Origin of the sequence: Yersinia sp. FDAARGOS_228 (genome assembly GCF_002073315.2) — a bacterium.
Taxonomy (GTDB): domain Bacteria; phylum Pseudomonadota; class Gammaproteobacteria; order Enterobacterales; family Enterobacteriaceae; genus Yersinia; species Yersinia intermedia.
This window is the reverse complement of sequence record NZ_CP020409.2, coordinates 1,025,173-1,044,730: the sequence shown is the minus strand read 5'-3', so window position 1 is coordinate 1,044,730 and position 19,558 is coordinate 1,025,173. Positions and strand designations below refer to the sequence as shown.

The following is a 19,558-nucleotide window of genomic DNA, read 5'->3' as shown; positions in this document are numbered from 1 at the left end:
TATACACCGAGTTGATGTATTCTTCCTCACTATATATATCCCCATACTTTTGCTATGCTGCCAAGTAGTACCCAAGGGCATGTGAATTTATGAAACACTGGCATTTATTATATTGTAAACGTGGTCAGCTTTTGCGCGCCAAGGAACATTTAGAACGGCAAACAGTGAATTGCTGGACACCGATAGTGACTATCGAAAAGATAGTGCGTGGGAAACGTATCGAGGCAAGTGAGGCACTATTCCCTAACTATCTGTTTGTGGAGTTCGATCCTGAATATATTCACACCACAACAATCAGTGCAACTCGTGGTGTAAGCCATTTCGTTCGTTTTGGCGCACAACCCGCAGTAATCCCAGCAATTGTTATTGCCGAGATGCAATCCCATACGATGGATAAAATCATTGCCCCAGAAGTGCCGGTTCCAGGTGATATCGTGACGATCATTGAGGGTGTTTTTGCCGGGTTACAGGCGATTTATACTGAACCAGACGGTGAAGCGCGTTCAATGTTGTTACTGAATATGCTTAATAGCCAGGTGATGCAAAGTTTGGATAATCGCCAATTCGAAAAGCAATAATATATCTGCCAAGGTAGGCACGCTCGGTACCTACCTTATCAACAACCATCCTTGTAGCTTAACGTTGCATATGATCGTCATGTAGCCATTGTGCGACTTGCTTGGCGAAATAAGTTAATACCCCATCAGCACCGGCTCGCTTAAAGCACAACAGAGACTCCATAACGGTTGGTTTCTCTTGCAACCAGCCATTCTGGAAGGCCGCCATATGCATAGCATATTCACCTGACACCTGATAGGCGAAGGTTGGCACGCCAAAGGTATCTTTCACCCTACGTACCACATCCAAATATGGCATTCCTGGTTTAACCATCACCATGTCAGCACCTTCCTGCAAGTCCTGAGCAATCTCTTGTAGAGCCTCATCACTGTTAGCGGGATCCATCTGATAGGTTTTCTTATTCCCACCTTTCAGATTACTGCTAGAGCCAATGGCATCTCGGAATGGGCCATAGTAGCAAGACGCATATTTCGCTGAATAGGCCATGATTTGCGTGTTCACAAACCCTTGTAGCTCTAACTGATCGCGCACAGCACCGATGCGGCCATCCATCATATCGCTTGGCGCGACAATCTCGGCACCGGCCTCGGCATGTGATAACGCCTGACGGACTAAAATCTCTTTAGTAATGTCATTGATGACATAGCCATCGGCATCAATCACCCCATCTTGCCCGTGGGTTGTATAAGGATCGAGAGCGACATCAGTAAGGATACCTAACTCTGGTACTGCGTCCTTTAACGCACGCACGGTTCTTTGTACCAAGCCATCCGGGTTATAGGCTTCTTCGGCATGTAATGATTTCAAGCCAGATTCAATAACTGGAAACAGCGATATGACCGGCACACCTAGCTTCGCTATGGCCTCAGCTTCTTTCACTAGCAGATCGATCGTCATACGCGAAACACCCGGCATTGAAGGGACGGCTTGCTGCTGGTTGGTCCCCTCCATCACAAATACCGGATAGATCAGATCATTGACTGTCAGTTGATTCTCTGCGACCAGACGACGACTGAAATCATGACGGCGCACACGGCGCATACGGCGACCAGGGAAGGTGCCCGGAAATGCATAGCTCATCTTGTTCTCCTAACTCAAACCAACCGGAAAATCCGGCGGGCGTTTTCATCAGTTTTCTGCCCCAGCCATTTAGGGTCTTCTTGTCGCCAGACAGCAACTTGCTGGACGATATGGGGTAGAAAGCAGGGTTCATTGCGGCGGGATGCTGGCTTAGGATGTAAATCCCTTGGCAATAAATAGGGGGCATCTGTTTCCAGCAATAATTGCTGAACAGGAATACGTGGCAGTAACGCCCGCAACTCAAGGCCACGGCGCTCATCACACACCCAACCGGTAATACCAATAGATAAGCCCAATGCCAGACAAGAGTCCAACTCATCAGCCGTGCCAGTAAAGCAATGCACAACCGCCGCGGGGAGTTTATCTAGCCAAGGCGCAAGTAGGGTAATGAAACGTTCATGAGCATCGCGGCAATGTAAAAACACCGGCAATTCGAGTTCGGCAGCCAACGCCAGTTGCGCGGTAAATGCTATTTCTTGTTCTGCCGGAGTTGAGAAATTGCGATTAAAATCTAGCCCACATTCACCAATAGCAACCACTGCCGCATGTGCTGCTAATGATCTGATTTGCTGCTCAACATCTATTTGCCAACGACTCGCCTGATGGGGATGAACACCCGCAGTTGACCAGCAGTAGCCAGGATAGGCAAGGGCAAGCTCAAGTGCCGCCTGACTTTCTTCAATATCAGTACCCGTAATAAGCATACCAGTAACTGCGGCCGTTTTAGCTCTGCTGACCACCTGTGAGTAATCTTTAGCAAATTGCGAGCTGGTTAAATTCACACCAATATCAAACATGAGCGTTCCAAAACAGAAGCCGCCTCAAAGGGCGGCTAAAATATCAAGGCATATACCCATAGATTTAAGGTACTTTCGGATGGTTATCAGCCCCTTCATCCTCTTCGTCAATATCAGCACGACGTTGTTTACCCGTATAAAAACGAGCAAAGAACAGCCCAATTTCAAATAACAGATACATCGGGATCGCTAATAATGTCTGAGACAGCACATCTGGCGGGGTGAGGAGCATGCCGACAACAAAAGCGCCAACAAACACATAAGGGCGCTTTTTCTTCAATGCTTCAGGTGTTGTTACCCCAGCCCAGCACAGTAGAATTATCGCAATCGGAACTTCAAAAGAAATACCAAAAGCCATAAAGAGCGCCATAACAAAATCGAGGTACTTAGTGATATCAGTGGCAATTAGCACGCTTTCTGGTGCAGTTTTGGCAAAAAATCCAAAAGCTAACGGGAAAACCACAAAGTAGGCGAATGCCATACCCAGATAAAACAACAGACTACTGGATATCAACAGTGGCACCATCAGGCGACGTTCATGCTTATACAACGCTGGAGCAATGAATGCCCACACCTGATAAAGAATCATCGGTGCTGAAACAAACACCGATACCATCATGGTCAATTTAATTGGGGTAAAGAAAGGCGATGCAACATCTGTTGCGATCATACTGGCACCAGCAGGCAACTGTTTGATTAACGGTGCTGATACCAAGTGATAAATATCATTGGCAAAAAATACCAATACCAAAAAAACCACCAAAATAGTGATTATGCAATTCAATAGCCGCTTACGCAGTTCTATCAAATGAGTGATTAGGGGTTGGGTATCATCAACAGCCATGTTTACCGATCGCCGCCAGGTTGGTGAGTTCGAGGTTGTTCAGCACTGAATGAATCAGTGCTATGGGAGTCAGTTGCGGTAGTTTTGACCTTAGTTACGGGTGGATTCGTAACAGTCACAGGATCCACGGCGACAATAGAAACAGGCTTAACAGATTCCTCAACCTGAACTACGGGTTTCTCAACGCTAGCAGGTGCAATTTCAACGTTAGCTTTAGCTTTAACTGTAACCGACGTACCCATATTATCGACATCAGGAACTTGCGGTAATGCCGAAGCTTGAGTTGCTGACTCAGCAGGTGTGGCACCATCATGAATCGCTTCCGGTTCAGTCACCAGCGGATTATGGATAGTATGTGGTGCTGGTGAACTAACGTCAGAATGATAAGAACGTTTCAGCGCTTCTGCAGCTTCTTTAAGTTCATCCATCGAAGCTTTCAGCTCTGGTGTCAGATTCTGCAAGCCAACCTGCTCTGCTTTTTTTAGACTGTCTTGCAACTCTTGTATCTTAAGTTCTTGTGCCAACTCGTTTTGCACTGTTGCCGCCAGTGAACGCAGTGTACGAATCCAACCGGCCACCGTTCTTACAGCAACCGGTAATCTTTCCGGCCCAAGTACGACCAAGCCGATCACGAGTACCAGCAGCAGCTCACTAAACCCGATGTCGAACACAGCTTATCCCTGCTCTTTGTCGTGACTCTTAGACTCTTCAGCTTTAACTACCGGCTGCTGTTTTTCAGTAATTGATTTTGCAAAATCAGCATCGTTGCTGGTTTTATCAACGTTAGTTGGAGGAGTCTGTGGATCATCACCAATTGCCTTTTTAAAACCTTTGATGGATGCACCCAGATCTGACCCCAAAGTCCGCAGTTTATTAGTACCAAACAACAGAACAACAATCACGGCAATGATTAACAACTGCCAAATACTTATACCGCCCATCACATTCACCTCTATATTACAGGGGTTATTCCACAGAGGGCCGCATTATACGCCATACAACCCCTTTGGATACTAATCTAACTTACCGCATTTTGAACTCACGCATAACGTTTTTTAACTAATGAATGACTTCTTGAACAACTTTTACATAACACTCAGACATAACGCCTAGGCCAGGCTCTAGTCTATTAACTGGTACTCTTAGCAATAAATAAATTAGCTGGTTCGTCGCCAACCGACAAACCAGGCCAACACACCTGCGATCATGAACCCCGCAGAGATCTCTACCGCATCAGCCAAAAATAAAATGGTACCACTGACTAACAGTGTAGCGCCAACGCCGAACAAATACCGTGACTGCCCCTGACGTTGTTGCTGACCTTGCATCTGAGTCGTCAGTTTATCAACACTTTGCTGTAAAAATTTATGTTGCTGCAAGCTGTCGTAAACCAGTTCAGGCAACTCAGGGAATTTTTCTGCCCAAAAAGGCGCTTTTTCTTTCAATGCCCGGATCACAGCAGGCAGACCGACTTGATCCCGCAGCCAACTTTCCAGGAACGGTTTCGCTGTTGTCCAGAGATCAAGCTGAGGATATAACTGACGCCCTAAGCCTTCGACATACAATAAGGTTTTTTGCAACAGAACCAACTGTGGCTGCACTTCCATGTTAAAGCGGCGCGCAGTGTTAAAGAGATTCAACAACACATGCCCGAATGATATTTCAGCCAGTGGTTTTTCAAAAATAGGTTCACAAACAGTACGGATAGCGAACTCAAAATCCTCAACATTGGTATCACGGGGAACCCAACCTGAATCAACGTGCAATTCAGCAACCCGCCGATAGTCCCTATTAAAGAAAGCAATAAAGTTTTCGGCCAAATAACGCTTATCCGCTTTATTCAGTGAGCCAACAATACCGCAGTCAATACCGATATAAAGTGGATCATGAGGATGCTCATAGCTGACAAAAATATTCCCTGGATGCATATCTGCATGGAAGAAACTGTCACGAAAAACTTGGGTGAAGAAGACCTGAACCCCACGTTCGGCCAGCAACTTCATATTGGTGCCTTGGTCTTCTAAAGCCGCAATATCAGATACCGGAATGCCGTAAATACGCTCCATCACCAATACACTTTCCCGGCAATAATCAGAATAAACTTCGGGAATATAGAGCATTGGGCTGTCTTCAAAATTACGACGTAATTGAATAGCATTAGCTGCCTCACGCAGCAGGTTCAGCTCATCCAACAGCGTTTTTTCGTATTCACGCACCACTTCGCGTGGACGCAATCTACGGCCATCAGGCAATAATTTGGGTACCCAGCCCGCCAACCGGTACATCAAGCGCACGTCTGCTTTGATAATCGGCAAGATATCAGGACGAATCACTTTAAGAACCACTTCCTGACCATTCTCTTTTAAACGCGCCGTATGTACCTGAGCAATTGAGGCAGAGGCGAGTGCTTGCTGATCAAAATCGTCAAACCAGGTTTCTAGTGGGCCACCCATCGCTATTTCAATATGCTTGCGCGCAAGCGCACCATCAAATGGAGCAACCCGGTCTTGTAACAGAGCGAGTTGATCAGCAATTGCCGGTGGGAAGAGATCACGGCGAGTGGACATCATCTGACCAAATTTGATCCAAACGGGCCCTAATTCCTGCAAGGCAAGGCGTAAGCGCTCACCCAATGGCTTATCTTTATTTCGATTCGGCAACCAGAAAAACAGATGACGGCCAAGACGTAGTGGCAGCGTCAGGCGGATATTCGGGATTAACTCATCTAACCCATAGCTCAAGAAAACCCGAATAATTAGATACAGGCGCCGAAGTTCTCCTGGCGTCATTGTTTTTTCTCCATGGTTGCCAATCTGGCATTTAATGCCTCAGTTGCACGAACAGTGGCATCAACCTCTTCGTTAAACCACACCACTTCCAGCGGTGCTGGAGCCATTTTCCATTCTTCGGTTATGGCTTCAGCCAGATAGTGCTGCTGTTGCCGCAATTGTCCACTGAGAAAATGGCTACTTTTATGCACCGCCTGCCCGATAGTTTCCGCTGCAATATCACCGATATAAGGTGCCAGCCACTCTGCCGGATCCCACTCAGCGAGATCCAAAAGTGCGACAAGTTGCTGAACCACCTGTATATCGCCTTCGACAATCAGTTCACCGCTACGCATCAAAGGTGAAAGTTGCTGGCGATCCCGCAGTTTTGCCAGCACAGCAACTTCGGTTTTAACTATGCAATCCGCATCACCATCCCATTGACTTAACACGTCAACCTGCCGCTCACTGAATACCAGCAGCAAAGGAAAATTGATCTCACGTAACTCGATACGCAGGACTTTCCCCACCAAGCGTAAACGTGCTGTCTTCATGCTTTTATCGCGAAATAGCACACTGTTTAATGACGTTTCTATCGCGGCAGTAATGAGTTGCGACAGCAACATCGGTTTCAGTGAGAAGGATTTAAATATCAGTGATTTTAGCGGCATAGCCATATTCCTGTTAAAACTTAAAGCCCCGATGTAACGCAACAATGCCACCGGTTAAATTGGAATAGGTTACGTTTTCAAACCCGGCATCTATCATCATGCCTTTCAGTGTTTCTTGATCCGGGTGCATCCGAATAGATTCCGCTAAATAACGGTAACTTTCAGAGTCCTGAGCCACAAGTTCGCCAATTTTGGGCAAAATATGGAAGGAATAAGCATCATAGGCTTTGCTCAAAGGCTCGAGCAGTGGTTTGGAGAATTCGAGAACTAACAAACGACCACCGGGCTTCAATACCCGAAACATAGAGCGCAGAGCCTTTTCTTTTTCGGTCACATTTCTCAAGCCGAATGAAATGGTAATGCAATCAAAGTAATTATCAGGGAAAGGTAAAGCCTCTGCGTTAGCTTGCACATAACTGACATTACCAACAATGCCTTTGTCACGTAGCTTTTCTCGACCCATACGCAACATAGATTCGTTGATATCAGCCAAAACTACTTCACCCTGCTCACCCACAAGGCGAGAGAATTTGGCCGTTAAATCTCCGGTACCACCTGCGAGATCCAATACCCGTTGACCGCGCCGAACGCCACTACAGTCAATGGTAAAACGCTTCCAAATACGGTGAACGCCGAATGACATCAGGTCATTCATCAGATCATATTTGGCCGCTACGGAATGAAATACTTCTGCCACCATGCCTTCTTTCTGTTCTTTGGCTACGGTGCGGAAACCAAAATGAGTGGTTTCCTTCTCCTGATCTACCATTTTCTGTGCCTGCTTTTCAGTCAATCTTTCGAGGAATTGTACCAGAACTCCGATGAAAGCCCCACCTCACCTGGTATTAAGGTAACTACTTATTCGCAGTCTTCTCAACATCATACATAAGAGGAACATGCAACTAACCCTGATACTTCAGCGGTGCCAAATCATTGAAACCCTTCTCTCACAAGGAGACAGCGGCATTGACGGCTCTCACTCAACTCACTGATTTTAAGTCAACTCAGCGGTGCCACTCATGTTGCCTTACTGTAATCCTGATTGCTTTGGATATGTCTCTGACTCAACATCATCGGATAGCGCTAAATCGCCTTCTGGTTGATGCTCAGCACTGGCTCTTTCCGCCAGTAATGGGCTAATAGGCCGTTTTACCTCGACCCCCAGTGTGCGAAAACTTTCTACTTGCCCAATCAGGTTACCACGGCCTTGCGACAGTTTGTTCATTGCCTGACGATAACTTAGGTGCGCTTTATCGAGGCTTTGCCCCAATGATTCCATGTCATCAACAAATAAGCGCAACTTGTCGTAGAGTTTGGCGGCTTTATCGGCAATACGCTGTGCATTCTGACTTTGATGTTCGTAACGCCATAAATTGGTAATAGTCCGCAAAGCCACCAGCAATGTTGTCGGGCTAACCAACATAATATTGTGCTGTAGTGCTTCACTTATCAACTCTGGCTGGCGGTCAATGGCCACCAGAAAAGCAGGTTCAACCGGAATGAACATCAGTACATAATCAAGCGACCGCAATCCCGGAAGTTGCTGGTAATCCTTACGGCCCAACATTCTAATATGGGCGCGCAGCGACGATAAATGCTCATTCAGCGCGACTTCCCGCTCTGCGTCATCTTCGCTATTAAAATAGCGTTCATATGCAACCAACGACATTTTAGCGTCAATCACCACATCTTTACCCTGAGGTAGGCGCACAATGACATCTGGCTGCATACGGCTGTTGCTATCAAGCTTTACACTCACCTGCGTTTGATACTCATAACCTTCACGCAGCCCCGAAGCTTCAAGCACTTTAGCCAGAACGACTTCACCCCAGTTCCCCTGCGTTTTATTATCACCTTTCAGTGCCTTAGTCAGGTTTAGTGCTTCCCTCGCCATTTGAGCATTCAATTGTTGCAGACTGCGTATTTCATGGGTCAGCGTGTGGCGCTCCCTGGCTTCCTGTCCAAAGCTATCCTGAACCTGACGGCGGAAACCATCCAACTGTTCCCGTAAAGGCAGTAATAGGCTGTCCAGACTTTGTTTATTTTGTTCGTCCGCACGACGGCCAGTTTGTTCAAAGATGCGGTTCGCCAGATTTTCGAATTGTGTGGTCAGCCGCTGTTCACTGTTAATGAGGAGTCGCTGTTTTTCCTCGCTAGTCAGACGCGTTTCTTCCAGGCGGATAGTGACTTCGCGCAGTTCCGCCTCTTGGGCGCTATTCACTTCTCTTTGAGCGCGGAGTTCTTGATTGAGTTGATCACATTCATTACGCCAATGGGCCAACTGTTGCAGTTTTTCAGCATTTGCCGCCAATTGGCTGTGCAAATTACGTTGTTCCAATTCACCTTGCCGTAATTGCTGTTCGTTACGCTGTAAAACAGCCTGTAGCTCGACAGAACCCTGCTGTGTCTGCTGTAAGGCCTGCTCTAGTAATCGCCGTTCTATATCCTGCTGCGCTTTATTCCGCTGCTGGTACAAGCTGGCAATTAGCCAACCAATAAGACCACCGATAAGGCAACCCGCCAGCCCATAAAATAAACTGATATCCACGGTTATCTCCCCATTAACCTATTGTCAGTCAAGGTAAGGGGATACTGTATGGATGTCCAGAGTGTTTTTCCGTTACATGCTATCTTGCGAAGCTGTGCGCACAAATAACACACAGTCAAAAAAACGCTCACCTTGCGACCCAAAATAGGTTAAAACAGCTATCCATTGACGAGCGACGTGCCACTTACTGACTTAATCTATCCAGTGAGATAGCCATTGAATGCCGAACGCACCTGGAGCCAGAATACCGAAGGCCCAAATTATAGCGGAAGTGATATTGGCTAACTGAAAATAGAACTTTGGCATAGTACAGATACCGGCAACCAAAGGGACAACTGCACGGAGTGGGCCAAAGAAACGGCCAATAAACGCGCCAAAGAATCCCCAACGCTCAAAGAATGCATGGCCACGAACGAGTAACTGAGGATTGCGGGAAAGTGGCCACAGAGTGCCGACTCGGTCTTTGTAATGGACACCAACCCAATAGGAGAGCCAGTCGCCAAAGAAAGCACCTGCCGCAGCAGCGGCCCAAATTGGCCAGAAAGAGATACCACTTTCACCGATTAGCGCCCCCAATCCGAGCAAGATAACCGTTGCAGGTAGCAGTAAAGAAAGAAAGACGAGCGACTCACCAAAAGCCAGAATAAAGACGATAGGAATCGCCCATGCCTCGTGTTCACGAACAAAATCGATAACGATAGTAATGACATCATTCAGGGTCATATGCATTTTTCTGTTAGCAACATAGTTGCTATTAGCATACCCAATGTGTCGCGATCTTTGTTTAACAAAAAATAAACGGCCGGAAGATTCCGACCGTTTATAGACCCAAGGTCATTGCTGTTACAGCCCGGCTGCCAACGAACGAATCCTGATAATCTGGCTCAAGTCAGTGATTCGTGTAAGTGAGCGCCACTCACTGTGCTGCAACTTCAAGTAACAAGGAATGCAGGTTAATGCAATCAATCAGAGAGATCAGGCGTTAGCTGTCACCACTTTATTGCCAGCCATTTCGGCAGAGCGGCGGATCCACAGTTCACGCCATTTTTTCAGTGCTGATATCAGGATAATAACGCCCAGAGTCATCATAATAATCGAGATGATGCCATTGAACAGATTGTAGCCCTTCGCTGCTGAGTTGAAATACACGTGAGTGATCATCCAGTAACCGGCATAGTTTACGGTCACAAACAGATAGGCCAGTGGAATAACACAGGTCAGCATGTAAATACGCTTGGTTGCCAACCGCAGAATAATCGTGGCACCGATGATTAAACCAACAGAAGCCATTAACTGGTTTGATACGCCGAACAACGCCCAGACGGAGTTGATATCACCTGAATTAAGAAGGTAACCCCACAAAGCACAGGCAATAACACTACATGCCAATGTACCCGGTAACCAATCAGTACGTTTCAGTGGTGCCCAAATATCACCCAAGAAGTCTTGCAGCAGGTAACGAGCAACACGCGTGCCGGAGTCAACAGCGGTCAGAATAAATACCGCTTCAAACATAACAACAAATTGGAAGAAGTAAGCCGCCAGACTGCTGAACCATGGCACACGAATGAAGATATCCGTCATACCAACAGCTAAGGTTACCGCACCACCGGTACGACCATACAGATCCAGACCAATTTCCTGGCTCAGTTTTGGCAGGTTAACCACGTCCATGCCGAGCATGCTCCAGGCTTCAGCGGAAGAGTTAATCGCAAAGTAGTCAGCAGGATGCAAGGAGGTTGCTGCGATCAGGGCCATAACCCCAACCATACATTCCGCCAGCATCGCACCAAAGCCGACTGGCAAGATATCACTCCATTTGTCGATCTGTTTTGGTGTTGTCCCTGAGCCGATAAAGGCATGGAAACCAGAAATAGCACCACAGGCAATGGTAATGGAGATAAACGGCCAGACTGGGCCTGCCAGAACCGGGCCACCACCATGAATAAACTGGGTCAATGCCGGGAATTGAATCTCAGGGTTAATAAATACAACCCCAACAATCAACGCACCGAATACACCGATTTTCATAAAGCTGGAAAGGTAACCACGAGGGGTTAATAGCATCCACACAGGGAGTGCGGTCGCAAAGAAAGCGTACATTGGCAGGATGATACTGACGGTATCAGCTTTCAGCATTAACCAATCGCCCAACCAGGTTCCTTCAATATAAGGGCCGACAAATACACACACCATGATAGCGGCGATACCGACATAAGAAGCGCCTTTCATGCTGCCGGTCATGCGCTCCCACAAGCCAACGCAGATAGCGATAGGGATCGTCATGAACACAGCGAAAGTACCCCAAGGGTTACGTTCCAGTGCATGTACCACAACCATCGACAAGCCGGCCATGGTAATAGTGATGATGAACAACATTGCCAGACCGGTACACCAGCCAGCAACAGGGCCAAGCTCTGATTTTGCCACCTCAGACAGGGATTTCCCCTGATGCTTCATGGAGGCAAACAGAACAACCGTATCGTGAACCGCGCCGCCGATCACACAACCGATCAACAGCCACAGAAACCCAGGTAAATAACCATATTGGGCTGCCAGCACAGGGCCGACCAATGGACCAGCCGCAGCGATTGCCGCAAAGTGGCTACCAAAGTTCACCCATTTTTTAGTTGGAACGTAATCTTTACCATCTTCGAAGGTGTGGGAAGGTGTTACTTCACTGTCATCGACGCGCAGTACCTTACGAACAAAAAAGATACCGTATAAACGGTAGCAGATCATAAGGATACACGCTGAAGCGATAACAAAGGTAATCGCATGTTGCATGAGCATTCTCTCCAGGGAATTTGTCAGGCGTTAACATACGCCTGGCCCCTAAGAGAAATATCAGCGATCTGGTTAAGCGGTAGTTTGTATCATTAAGCGGTTAAAAAGAGCCACCCAGTGGTGACTCAATATTATAAAGATCAGCAAGAGTGCGGGTAGATAAACGACTACTCTAAAAAATAGGACTGTAACTTCCCGCGCTCAGCGCTACCCAGGCCGAACTCCTGTTGCAACCACTGTTCACGACTACCATAACGCTGTTGAATACTACGCAGAGCAGTTTGAATAAACTCTTCTTTGGCCGATAAGACAAAAGCGAATTGCCCTAACGCTTGGTCATTCAGTTTGAGTGCCAACTCTGCCAGCATATGCTCACGGAAAGGGGCCAGAGTAGTTTCGGTCAATAGGTAGTCTTCCAATACCGTCGCTTCATCGGCCCCCAAGGCAAATAACACCAGCGCAGAACCAATACCAGTACGGTCTTTCCCGACCGCGCAATGTTGTACCACCCCCGCAGCAGCATGCTCTGGGGATGCGCAATTTTGCAACAACCCAACCAGTTGTTTATAGGCTTGATTATTAAAAGGCAGTCGGCGATAAAGCTCTAACATAAAACCACGGGCATCAAATGTCGCTAATGTCTCGTTAGTCAGCTTTTCCAAATTGGCATTGACTTCACTGCTCAGCGGGTTGGCCGGAATATTGTGATAACTGGCGCCAGTCCACACCACATCTGGTTTAGCCTGAACTTCATCGGCATCGCGATAATCAAGAATTTGAGCGACCGAGCCGCTACTGAGGAAATCACAATCTCTCACACTTAAGCGGTCGAGTGCGCCTGAGCGAAACAGCAATCCGCGCTTGATACGCCGCCCGTCAGCAGCCTGATTACCGCCAAGATCACGAAAATTAATACCGCCATCAAGTGGGATTAGGGAGGGATGAGATAGAGCAGTTGTCGTCATACTTTCCTCTTATTATTGTTCTTTATAAGAGTGATGACCTTAGCAGATAAACCGGAAAAATAAAAAACGGGCCAGAAGACTGACCCGATAACAGACAGTTTGTTGACTCGCCAATCGTCGCTGTTAACTCAGATGGCGGTCTTAGATCAAATGACGCGCCGCTTCTACCACAATTTTCACCGCGTCACTTTCAGTCGCTTTCATGGTTTCTTCGTTTGGGATCTCTTGCTGGGTACGGTTTACAATTACCCCTGCGACCATGCCGGCACGCAAACCTTGGCTGGCACACATGGTGAGCAAGGTTGCAGATTCCATTTCATAATTCATCACGCCCATAGATTGCCATTCTTCCATGGAGCCTTTAAAACGGCTGACCACACGGCCAGAGAAGGTGTCATAACGCTCCTGCCCCGGATAGAAGGTATCGGAAGAGGCCGTCACGCCAATATGGGTAGTCGCACCCACTGATTTGGCTGCATTAACTAATGCGGTGGTACAGGTAAAATCAGCCACTGCCGGGAACTCCATCGGCGCAAAGTGCAGGCTGGCACCGTCTAAACGCACGGCGGCGGTGGTAACCAACACATCACCAACATTAATATGTGGCTGAATAGCACCAGTGGTACCAATACGTAGGAAAGTCCGTACACCAAGCTGTGCCAGTTCTTCAACCGCAATAGACGTCGATGGACCACCGATACCCGTTGAGCAGACGATCACCGCTTTGCCATCCAATTCGGCGCGCCACGAAGTAAATTCACGATGAGAGGCCAGATGTACTGGGTTATCCATCAATTTAGCGATTTTCTCAACACGCTGCGGATCACCCGGAACGATAGCCAGAGTCGCCCCTTGCAGATCATTTTTAGTCAGGCCCAAGTGAAAAACGTCGGATTTAGCCATGTGTGAGACTCCTCTTTCATGAGAGATGTTGTAGGGAGGTGCAAAGAAATACTTTACTCAAAATCGCCACTTAATTTCGTGATGATGGTCACTTAGCAAAAAGAAATGAGTTACACAAATACATTTTAAATGTGATTCAAATCACATATAAAGGCGATTAAGGCTATTTTTCAGACAAACATAGCGAAAAATGGCAATTATATCCAAGCTGATTGCAGTTGCAGCTAACACCACTGCGATACCAAGTATGAAGAATATATTTTATCTATTAGCAGGAATGATAGACCAATATCCTGCTGTTAATTGCTAGCGTCTATAAATCGTTAACGTCTATCGATTATTAAGCGTTATCCAAACCATTAGCCTGGGCTATAAAATTCAAGATGTGAATCACCAGAAATTATAATTACAAAAAACCTGATCTCATTAATCTCAAAGATTACCTATAGTTAAACTCGGCAACAGCAAAAAGCAGGGCGCAATAGGTAATTAAACCAGAAGTTTTTTCCTCATATCGCAAGGAGACTACAGTGAAAACTGATCAACTTATGACTCTCCGGCAGGCGGCAGGCGGTTTCACCCTTGCGGTAGACCCACTGGCCTCGACGATCCGCCATACCGATCAACAAGGCATTCACTGCGGGGAAACCACCATTCCGTCTCAAGGCGATGAATTACCGGCCTATATTGCTAAACCGGCCCAACAAAATGGGCCATATCCGGTGGTTATTGTCGTGCAAGAAATCTTTGGCGTGCATGAACATATTCAGGATATCTGCCGCAGACTAGCGAAACAGGGGTATCTGGCAATTGCCCCTGAGCTGTTCTTTCGGCAAGGCGATGCCAAAGAATATGATGATATCAATGCATTAGTGAAAAACCTGGTAGGTAAAGTACCAGACCGTCAGGTTATGGTAGATCTTGATCATGCGGCACATTGGGCATCACGCCATGGCGGGGATACCAGTAAACTGGCCATTACCGGATTTTGCTGGGGTGGGCGGATTGCGTGGTTGTATGCGGCCCATAACCCACAGTTAAAAGCGGCAGTGGCTTGGTATGGCAAACTAGTCGGTGAAAAAACCTTACTGTTACCCAAATCTCCGGTGGATATCGCAGTCGATCTCAGTGCTCCGGTGCTGGGGTTGTATGGCGGTAAAGATGGCAGTATTACGCAAGAACATATCGATACTATGCGTCAGGCGTTACGTGCAGCAAATGCCGATGCAGAAATCATTGTTTATCCAGATGCCGGGCATGCTTTTAATGCTGACTACCGCCCAAGTTATCACGCCGAATCCGCACTGGATGGCTGGCAGCGGATGCTCGACTGGTTTAATCAACATGGTGTTACCGCCAATCCCATATCTGAAGAAGTGAAATAACGGCAATAAAAAGGGCGCGAGATGCGCCCAGAATTTAACGATTAGACCGAGATAGCATCAGACTTGTTCTTCACGCAAACGTTGCGCAGCCAGTACCATGTTTGCCAATGCCTGGCGGGTTTCTGGCCAGCCACGCGTTTTCAAACCACAATCCGGGTTAACCCACAAACGTTCTGCCGGGATACGTTGAGCGGCTTTACGTAGTAATGCTTCAATCCACTCCACACTTGGCACATTCGGCGAGTGAATATCATAAACGCCGGGCCCAATTTCATTCGGGTAAGCAAAATCTTCGAATGATTCGAGCAATTCCATATCTGAACGAGAGGTTTCGATGGTAATCACATCAGCATCCAGCGCAGCAATGGAATCCATGATGTCATTAAACTCGCAATAACACATATGAGTATGAATCTGGGTGTCATTCTGCGCGACAGCCGCATTCAGTTTAAAGGCATCAACGGCCCATTGTAGATACGCTTGCCAATCGGCACGGCGCAGGGGTAAGCCTTCACGCAGCGCAGGCTCATCGATCTGGATGATACCAATACCGGCTTTCTCCAGATCTTCCACTTCATCACGTAGCGCCAGTGCAATTTGTTTGGCGATGGTTTCACGGCTAACATCTTCGCGCGGGAATGACCAACACAGGATAGTGACCGGGCCGGTCAACATACCTTTTACTGGTTTGTCCGTCAGAGATTGAGCATATTTGGCCCATTCAACCGTGATCGCTTCCGGGCGACTGATGTCACCAATAATCACTGGCGGTTTAACACAGCGGGAACCGTAACTCTGCACCCAACCATTTTGGGTAAATACGAATCCATCCAGATGCTCGCCAAAATATTCAACCATATCATTACGTTCTGCTTCACCATGAACCAATACGTCCAGACCTAAACGCTCCTGTTCAGCAATGGCTTGCTTGATATGTTCGCTGATACCTGTGCGGTAGTTTTTCCCATCCAAACGGCCTTGCTTGAAGTCCAGACGCAGACCACGGATCTCAGTAGTTTGCGGGAATGAGCCGATAGTGGTGGTTGGCCAGGCCGGTAAGTTAAAGCGCTTACGCTGCGCTTCAGCGCGGCCTTCATAAGGTAGTTGGCGTTCAATATCTTGCGCAGTAATGGCCGCCAGACGTTGCTCCACCTGCGTATTATGAACACGGCTGGAGGATTGACGGGCACGGATCGGCGCACTGTACGCAGCTAACTCGGCCAGTTTGGCTTCGCTCGGCGCGTTTAATGCTTGTGTTAATAATGCCAGTTCAGCGCATTTTTGCAGAGCAAAGGCAAACCAGCTTTTCACTTCTGCATCAAGACGTGTTTCTTCACTTAAATCAATCGGGCTGTGTAATAAGGAGCAAGAGCTACCCAACCATAATGGGCGACCATTAACCTGTGGTTGCAGGCGCTCGAACCAGTTGCTAAGGTCAGCACGCCACACGTTACGGCCATTAATTATCCCCAGTGATAGCAACCACTCTTTTGGCAATGTTGCATCCAGAACAGCAATATCATCTTTACCCGCAACCACATCAACATGCAGACCTTGCACTGGCAACTCACGAATAACGTCAAGGTTATGGCCGATGCTGTCGAAATAGGTGGTCAGCAACAATTTAACTTTGCCTTCCAGCGCCTGATAAGCCTGTTGATAAGCGCCCAGCCACTCTGGTGGTAACTCCAGAACCAGTGCAGGTTCGTCAATCTGTACCCACTCAATGCCACGTTTCGCTAATTCGGCCAGCACTTGTTGGTACACCGGTAGGATATCTTGCAGCAGAGAGAGGCGGTCAAACTGCTCGCCTTTAACTTTACCCAGCCACAGATACGTTACTGGACCCAGCAATACTGGTTTGATTTTGTGGCCTAATGCCAGCGCTTCGTCCACCTCATCCAGCAGTTGAGTCCAGCCCAGTTTGAACTGCTGGCCTTGTTGGAATTCTGGCACCATGTAGTGATAATTGGTGTTAAACCATTTAGTCATTTCCGCCGCTGCCGCAGGCTTACCGGTTGGTGCACGGCCACGGCCAATACGGAAGAGCGTATCCAAATCAATAGAACCGTCCGCATTTTGATGGCGCTCAGGGACGTTGCCCAACAGCAGGCTGGTGGTCAATACATGGTCATACCACGCGAAATCACCGACCGGCACCAAATCAATACCTGCTTGCTGTTGTTGTTGCCAATGGCGGGCGCGCAATTCACGACCCACATTGAGCAGTTCTTCTTGCGTGGAGTTGCCTGCCCAGTAACTTTCTTGCGCTTTTTTCAGTTCACGTTTCAGACCTACACGCGGAAAACCCAGTGTGTGATTTAAAATTGTCATCGTCATATTTCCCATTTAGCCATCCAGATGTTTACACATCCATAATCAGCAGGTACTGTATAATCCACAAGCGCATTTTGTTCACTGTCACTGTGAAGGACTCTCATGATCGAACTGAAACACTTACGCACCCTGCAAGCTTTGCGTAATACCGGCTCGCTGGCGGCGGCAGCAACACAACTTCATCAGACCCAATCGGCTTTGTCTCACCAGTTCAGTGATCTGGAACAACGCCTTGGCTTTCGTCTGTTTGTGCGTAAAAGCCAGCCGCTACGTTTCACTACGCAGGGAGAGATCTTGTTACAACTCGCAGAACAAGTGCTGCCACAAATTAAACAGGCACTGCAAACCTGCAATGAGCCGCACCAAACTGCGCTGCGCATCGCCATCGAGTGCCATAGCTGTATTCAATGGCTGGCACCTGCATTAGACAATTTTCACAAGAGCTGGCCGCAAGTGGCGATGGACTTCCAATCAGGCGTGACTTTCGATCCTCAACCCGCCTTGCAGCAAGGGGAGCTGGATCTGGTGCTAACATCAGATATCTTGCCGCGCAGTGGTTTGCACTATTCGCCAATGTTTGATTTTGAGGTGCGTCTGGTACTGGCTCCAGACCACCCATTAGCCAATAAGGCTCGCATCGAGCCGGAAGATTTAGCACAAGAAGTGTTAATGATTTATCCGGTGCAGCGGCAACGGTTAGATGTCTGGCGGCATTTCCTGCAACCCGCAGGAGTTAATCCACCTCTAAAGAATGTGGATAATACTTTGCTACTGATTCAAATGGTGTCAGCGCGCATGGGGATCGCCGCCCTGCCACATTGGGTGGTAGAGAGTTTCGAACGCCAGGGATTGGTCACCACTAAAACGCTGGGAAATGGTTTATGGAGCCGGTTGTACGCCGCCGTCCGTGATGGAGAGCAGCGCCAACCGGTTACTGAAGCTTTTATTCGTTCGGCCCGGCAACACGCTTGCGAGAGTCTGCCGTTTGTAAAGAATGCGGAGCGACCCAACGCCGATGTACCCATAGCGAAGCCATTATCACAATGGCCCCAATGATAAAACTGGGCCAATGGGGCTTTTCTTGCCAAATAGCCAGGTTCACCAGCAGCCCAGCCGGAACATGCACGTTATTCATGATACCCAGGGTGCCAGCATCGACTTGTGTCGCACCATAGTTCCACATGAAATAACCTAACGCAGAAGCCCCCACCCCCAACCACACCAATACGCCCCACTGCAATTGCGTCGTGGGTAGTTTTTGTGGGTTACCAAAGGCAAACCAGGCAACAACCGCGACGGCGAAAGCACCAATATAGAACCATGAGAATGCCACATGCTGTGGGATCGGGTGGACTTCCATCAAGCGTTTGTAGCCCACTTGCCCGATAGCAAAACAGAGGTTTGCCGCCTGAACCAGCAACAATCCCCACCAAAAATGCTCACTCAAATGGTCGTAGCGAATGATAGCCGCCCCAACTACAGCCAGTAACGCACTCAGGGCATAACCCCAGCGCAGGCGCTGGCGGCGCAGTAGATCATAGATCAAGGTGACATACAGCGGGGTCATCACCGTGAAAAGCAAAAATTCCGGGACCGTCAGGTAGAGATACGCACGGAAGCTGAACAAGTACATGATACCTAACTGAATCGAACCCACGGCCATGTACAACAGAATCACCCGCCAGTGGATGTTTTTCCAGCGCAAAAACGGCAAAAAGACCAGTGCAGCTAGCCCAACCCGCATCAGCACAGAGAACCAGCTATCCACCTGCCCTGCCAGATATTCGCCAATCAGGCTAAATGAAAATGCCCATAAAATGGTGGTAACGACCAGTAACAACACGATAGATTGGCTCATTGAGATGATAAAGTGCAATTGTAGCGGAAGCAGCCA

At 47.9% G+C, this 19,558-nt stretch carries 18 protein-coding genes; 3 read left to right on the top strand and 15 right to left on the bottom strand.

Annotated features, from left to right (window positions below):
* Window positions 1–89 precede the first annotated feature (89 nt).
* Window positions 90–578 carry a transcription/translation regulatory transformer protein RfaH gene (rfaH, locus tag A6J67_RS04770; protein WP_005187835.1) on the top strand — a complete coding sequence of 163 codons (489 nt, stop codon included), beginning with the start codon at window positions 90–92 and terminating at the stop codon, window positions 576–578.
* 58 nt (window positions 579–636) lie between these two features.
* Here rfaH and hemB read toward each other — a convergent pair whose 3' ends face one another.
* The 13 genes from hemB to udp all read right to left on the bottom strand — a co-directional run bounded on the left by hemB (window position 637) and on the right by udp (window position 13,942).
* Window positions 637–1,659 carry a porphobilinogen synthase gene (gene hemB, locus A6J67_RS04765; protein WP_042568953.1) on the bottom strand — a complete coding sequence of 341 codons (1,023 nt, stop codon included), beginning with the start codon at window positions 1,657–1,659 and terminating at the stop codon, window positions 637–639.
* Window positions 1,660–1,673: 14 nt separating this feature from the next.
* Window positions 1,674–2,456, bottom strand: coding sequence for a 3'-5' ssDNA/RNA exonuclease TatD (gene tatD / locus A6J67_RS04760; protein ID WP_005187843.1), 783 nt, complete (start codon window positions 2,454–2,456; stop codon window positions 1,674–1,676).
* Window positions 2,457–2,520: 64 nt separating this feature from the next.
* Window positions 2,521–3,300: a Sec-independent protein translocase subunit TatC gene (gene tatC, locus A6J67_RS04755; RefSeq protein ID WP_005187846.1), complete on the bottom strand. Its 780-nt coding sequence runs from the start codon at window positions 3,298–3,300 to the stop codon at window positions 2,521–2,523.
* 2 nt (window positions 3,301–3,302) lie between these two features.
* The gene (gene tatB, locus A6J67_RS04750) at window positions 3,303–3,971 is read right to left on the bottom strand and encodes a Sec-independent protein translocase protein TatB (RefSeq protein WP_050073991.1); all 669 of its coding nucleotides are present in this window, start codon (window positions 3,969–3,971) and stop codon (window positions 3,303–3,305) included.
* A 3-nt stretch (window positions 3,972–3,974) separates the two neighbouring features.
* Complete coding sequence (tatA, locus tag A6J67_RS04745; protein WP_032906873.1) at window positions 3,975–4,241, bottom strand: Sec-independent protein translocase subunit TatA; 267 nt, start codon at window positions 4,239–4,241, stop codon at window positions 3,975–3,977.
* Between the two features lie 216 nt (window positions 4,242–4,457).
* Window positions 4,458–6,089, bottom strand: a complete 1,632-nt coding sequence (gene ubiB / locus A6J67_RS04740) for a ubiquinone biosynthesis regulatory protein kinase UbiB (RefSeq protein ID WP_032906874.1) — start codon at window positions 6,087–6,089, stop codon at window positions 4,458–4,460.
* Complete coding sequence (ubiJ, locus tag A6J67_RS04735; RefSeq protein ID WP_042568952.1) at window positions 6,086–6,739, bottom strand: ubiquinone biosynthesis protein UbiJ; 654 nt, start codon at window positions 6,737–6,739, stop codon at window positions 6,086–6,088. The genes ubiB and ubiJ overlap by 4 nt, the downstream gene beginning before the upstream one ends.
* Window positions 6,740–6,752: 13 nt before the next feature.
* Window positions 6,753–7,508, bottom strand: a complete 756-nt coding sequence (gene ubiE / locus A6J67_RS04730) for a bifunctional demethylmenaquinone methyltransferase/2-methoxy-6-polyprenyl-1,4-benzoquinol methylase UbiE (RefSeq protein WP_025379853.1) — start codon at window positions 7,506–7,508, stop codon at window positions 6,753–6,755.
* Between the two features lie 258 nt (window positions 7,509–7,766).
* On the bottom strand, window positions 7,767–9,287 hold the full coding sequence (gene rmuC, locus A6J67_RS04725) for a DNA recombination protein RmuC (RefSeq protein ID WP_005187872.1): 1,521 nt from the start codon (window positions 9,285–9,287) through the stop codon (window positions 7,767–7,769).
* A gap of 192 nt (window positions 9,288–9,479) precedes the next feature.
* On the bottom strand, window positions 9,480–10,010 hold the full coding sequence (locus tag A6J67_RS04720) for a DedA family protein (protein WP_005187875.1): 531 nt from the start codon (window positions 10,008–10,010) through the stop codon (window positions 9,480–9,482).
* Window positions 10,011–10,262: 252 nt separating this feature from the next.
* Window positions 10,263–12,074, bottom strand: coding sequence for a carbon starvation protein A (locus A6J67_RS04715; RefSeq protein WP_032906877.1), 1,812 nt, complete (start codon window positions 12,072–12,074; stop codon window positions 10,263–10,265).
* Between the two features lie 167 nt (window positions 12,075–12,241).
* Window positions 12,242–13,039, bottom strand: coding sequence for a tyrosine-protein phosphatase (locus A6J67_RS04710; protein ID WP_005187881.1), 798 nt, complete (start codon window positions 13,037–13,039; stop codon window positions 12,242–12,244).
* Between the two features lie 141 nt (window positions 13,040–13,180).
* Window positions 13,181–13,942, bottom strand: coding sequence for a uridine phosphorylase (gene udp / locus A6J67_RS04705; protein WP_005187884.1), 762 nt, complete (start codon window positions 13,940–13,942; stop codon window positions 13,181–13,183).
* Between the two features lie 530 nt (window positions 13,943–14,472).
* Here udp and A6J67_RS04700 point away from each other — a divergent pair.
* The gene (locus A6J67_RS04700) at window positions 14,473–15,327 is read left to right on the top strand and encodes a dienelactone hydrolase family protein (RefSeq protein ID WP_050297685.1); all 855 of its coding nucleotides are present in this window, start codon (window positions 14,473–14,475) and stop codon (window positions 15,325–15,327) included.
* Window positions 15,328–15,384: 57 nt separating this feature from the next.
* Here A6J67_RS04700 and metE read toward each other — a convergent pair whose 3' ends face one another.
* Complete coding sequence (gene metE, locus A6J67_RS04695; RefSeq protein ID WP_072088856.1) at window positions 15,385–17,661, bottom strand: 5-methyltetrahydropteroyltriglutamate--homocysteine S-methyltransferase; 2,277 nt, start codon at window positions 17,659–17,661, stop codon at window positions 15,385–15,387.
* 105 nt (window positions 17,662–17,766) lie between these two features.
* Here metE and metR point away from each other — a divergent pair, with 105 nt between their 5' ends.
* Window positions 17,767–18,720 carry an HTH-type transcriptional regulator MetR gene (gene metR, locus A6J67_RS04690; RefSeq protein ID WP_032906879.1) on the top strand — a complete coding sequence of 318 codons (954 nt, stop codon included), beginning with the start codon at window positions 17,767–17,769 and terminating at the stop codon, window positions 18,718–18,720.
* On the opposite strand, the gene A6J67_RS04685 is transcribed toward metR, so the two are convergent.
* The gene (locus A6J67_RS04685; protein WP_032906902.1) at window positions 18,608–19,507 is read right to left on the bottom strand and encodes a carboxylate/amino acid/amine transporter; all 900 of its coding nucleotides are present in this window, start codon (window positions 19,505–19,507) and stop codon (window positions 18,608–18,610) included. The genes metR and A6J67_RS04685 overlap by 113 nt on opposite strands.
* Window positions 19,508–19,558: the final 51 nt, after the last annotated feature.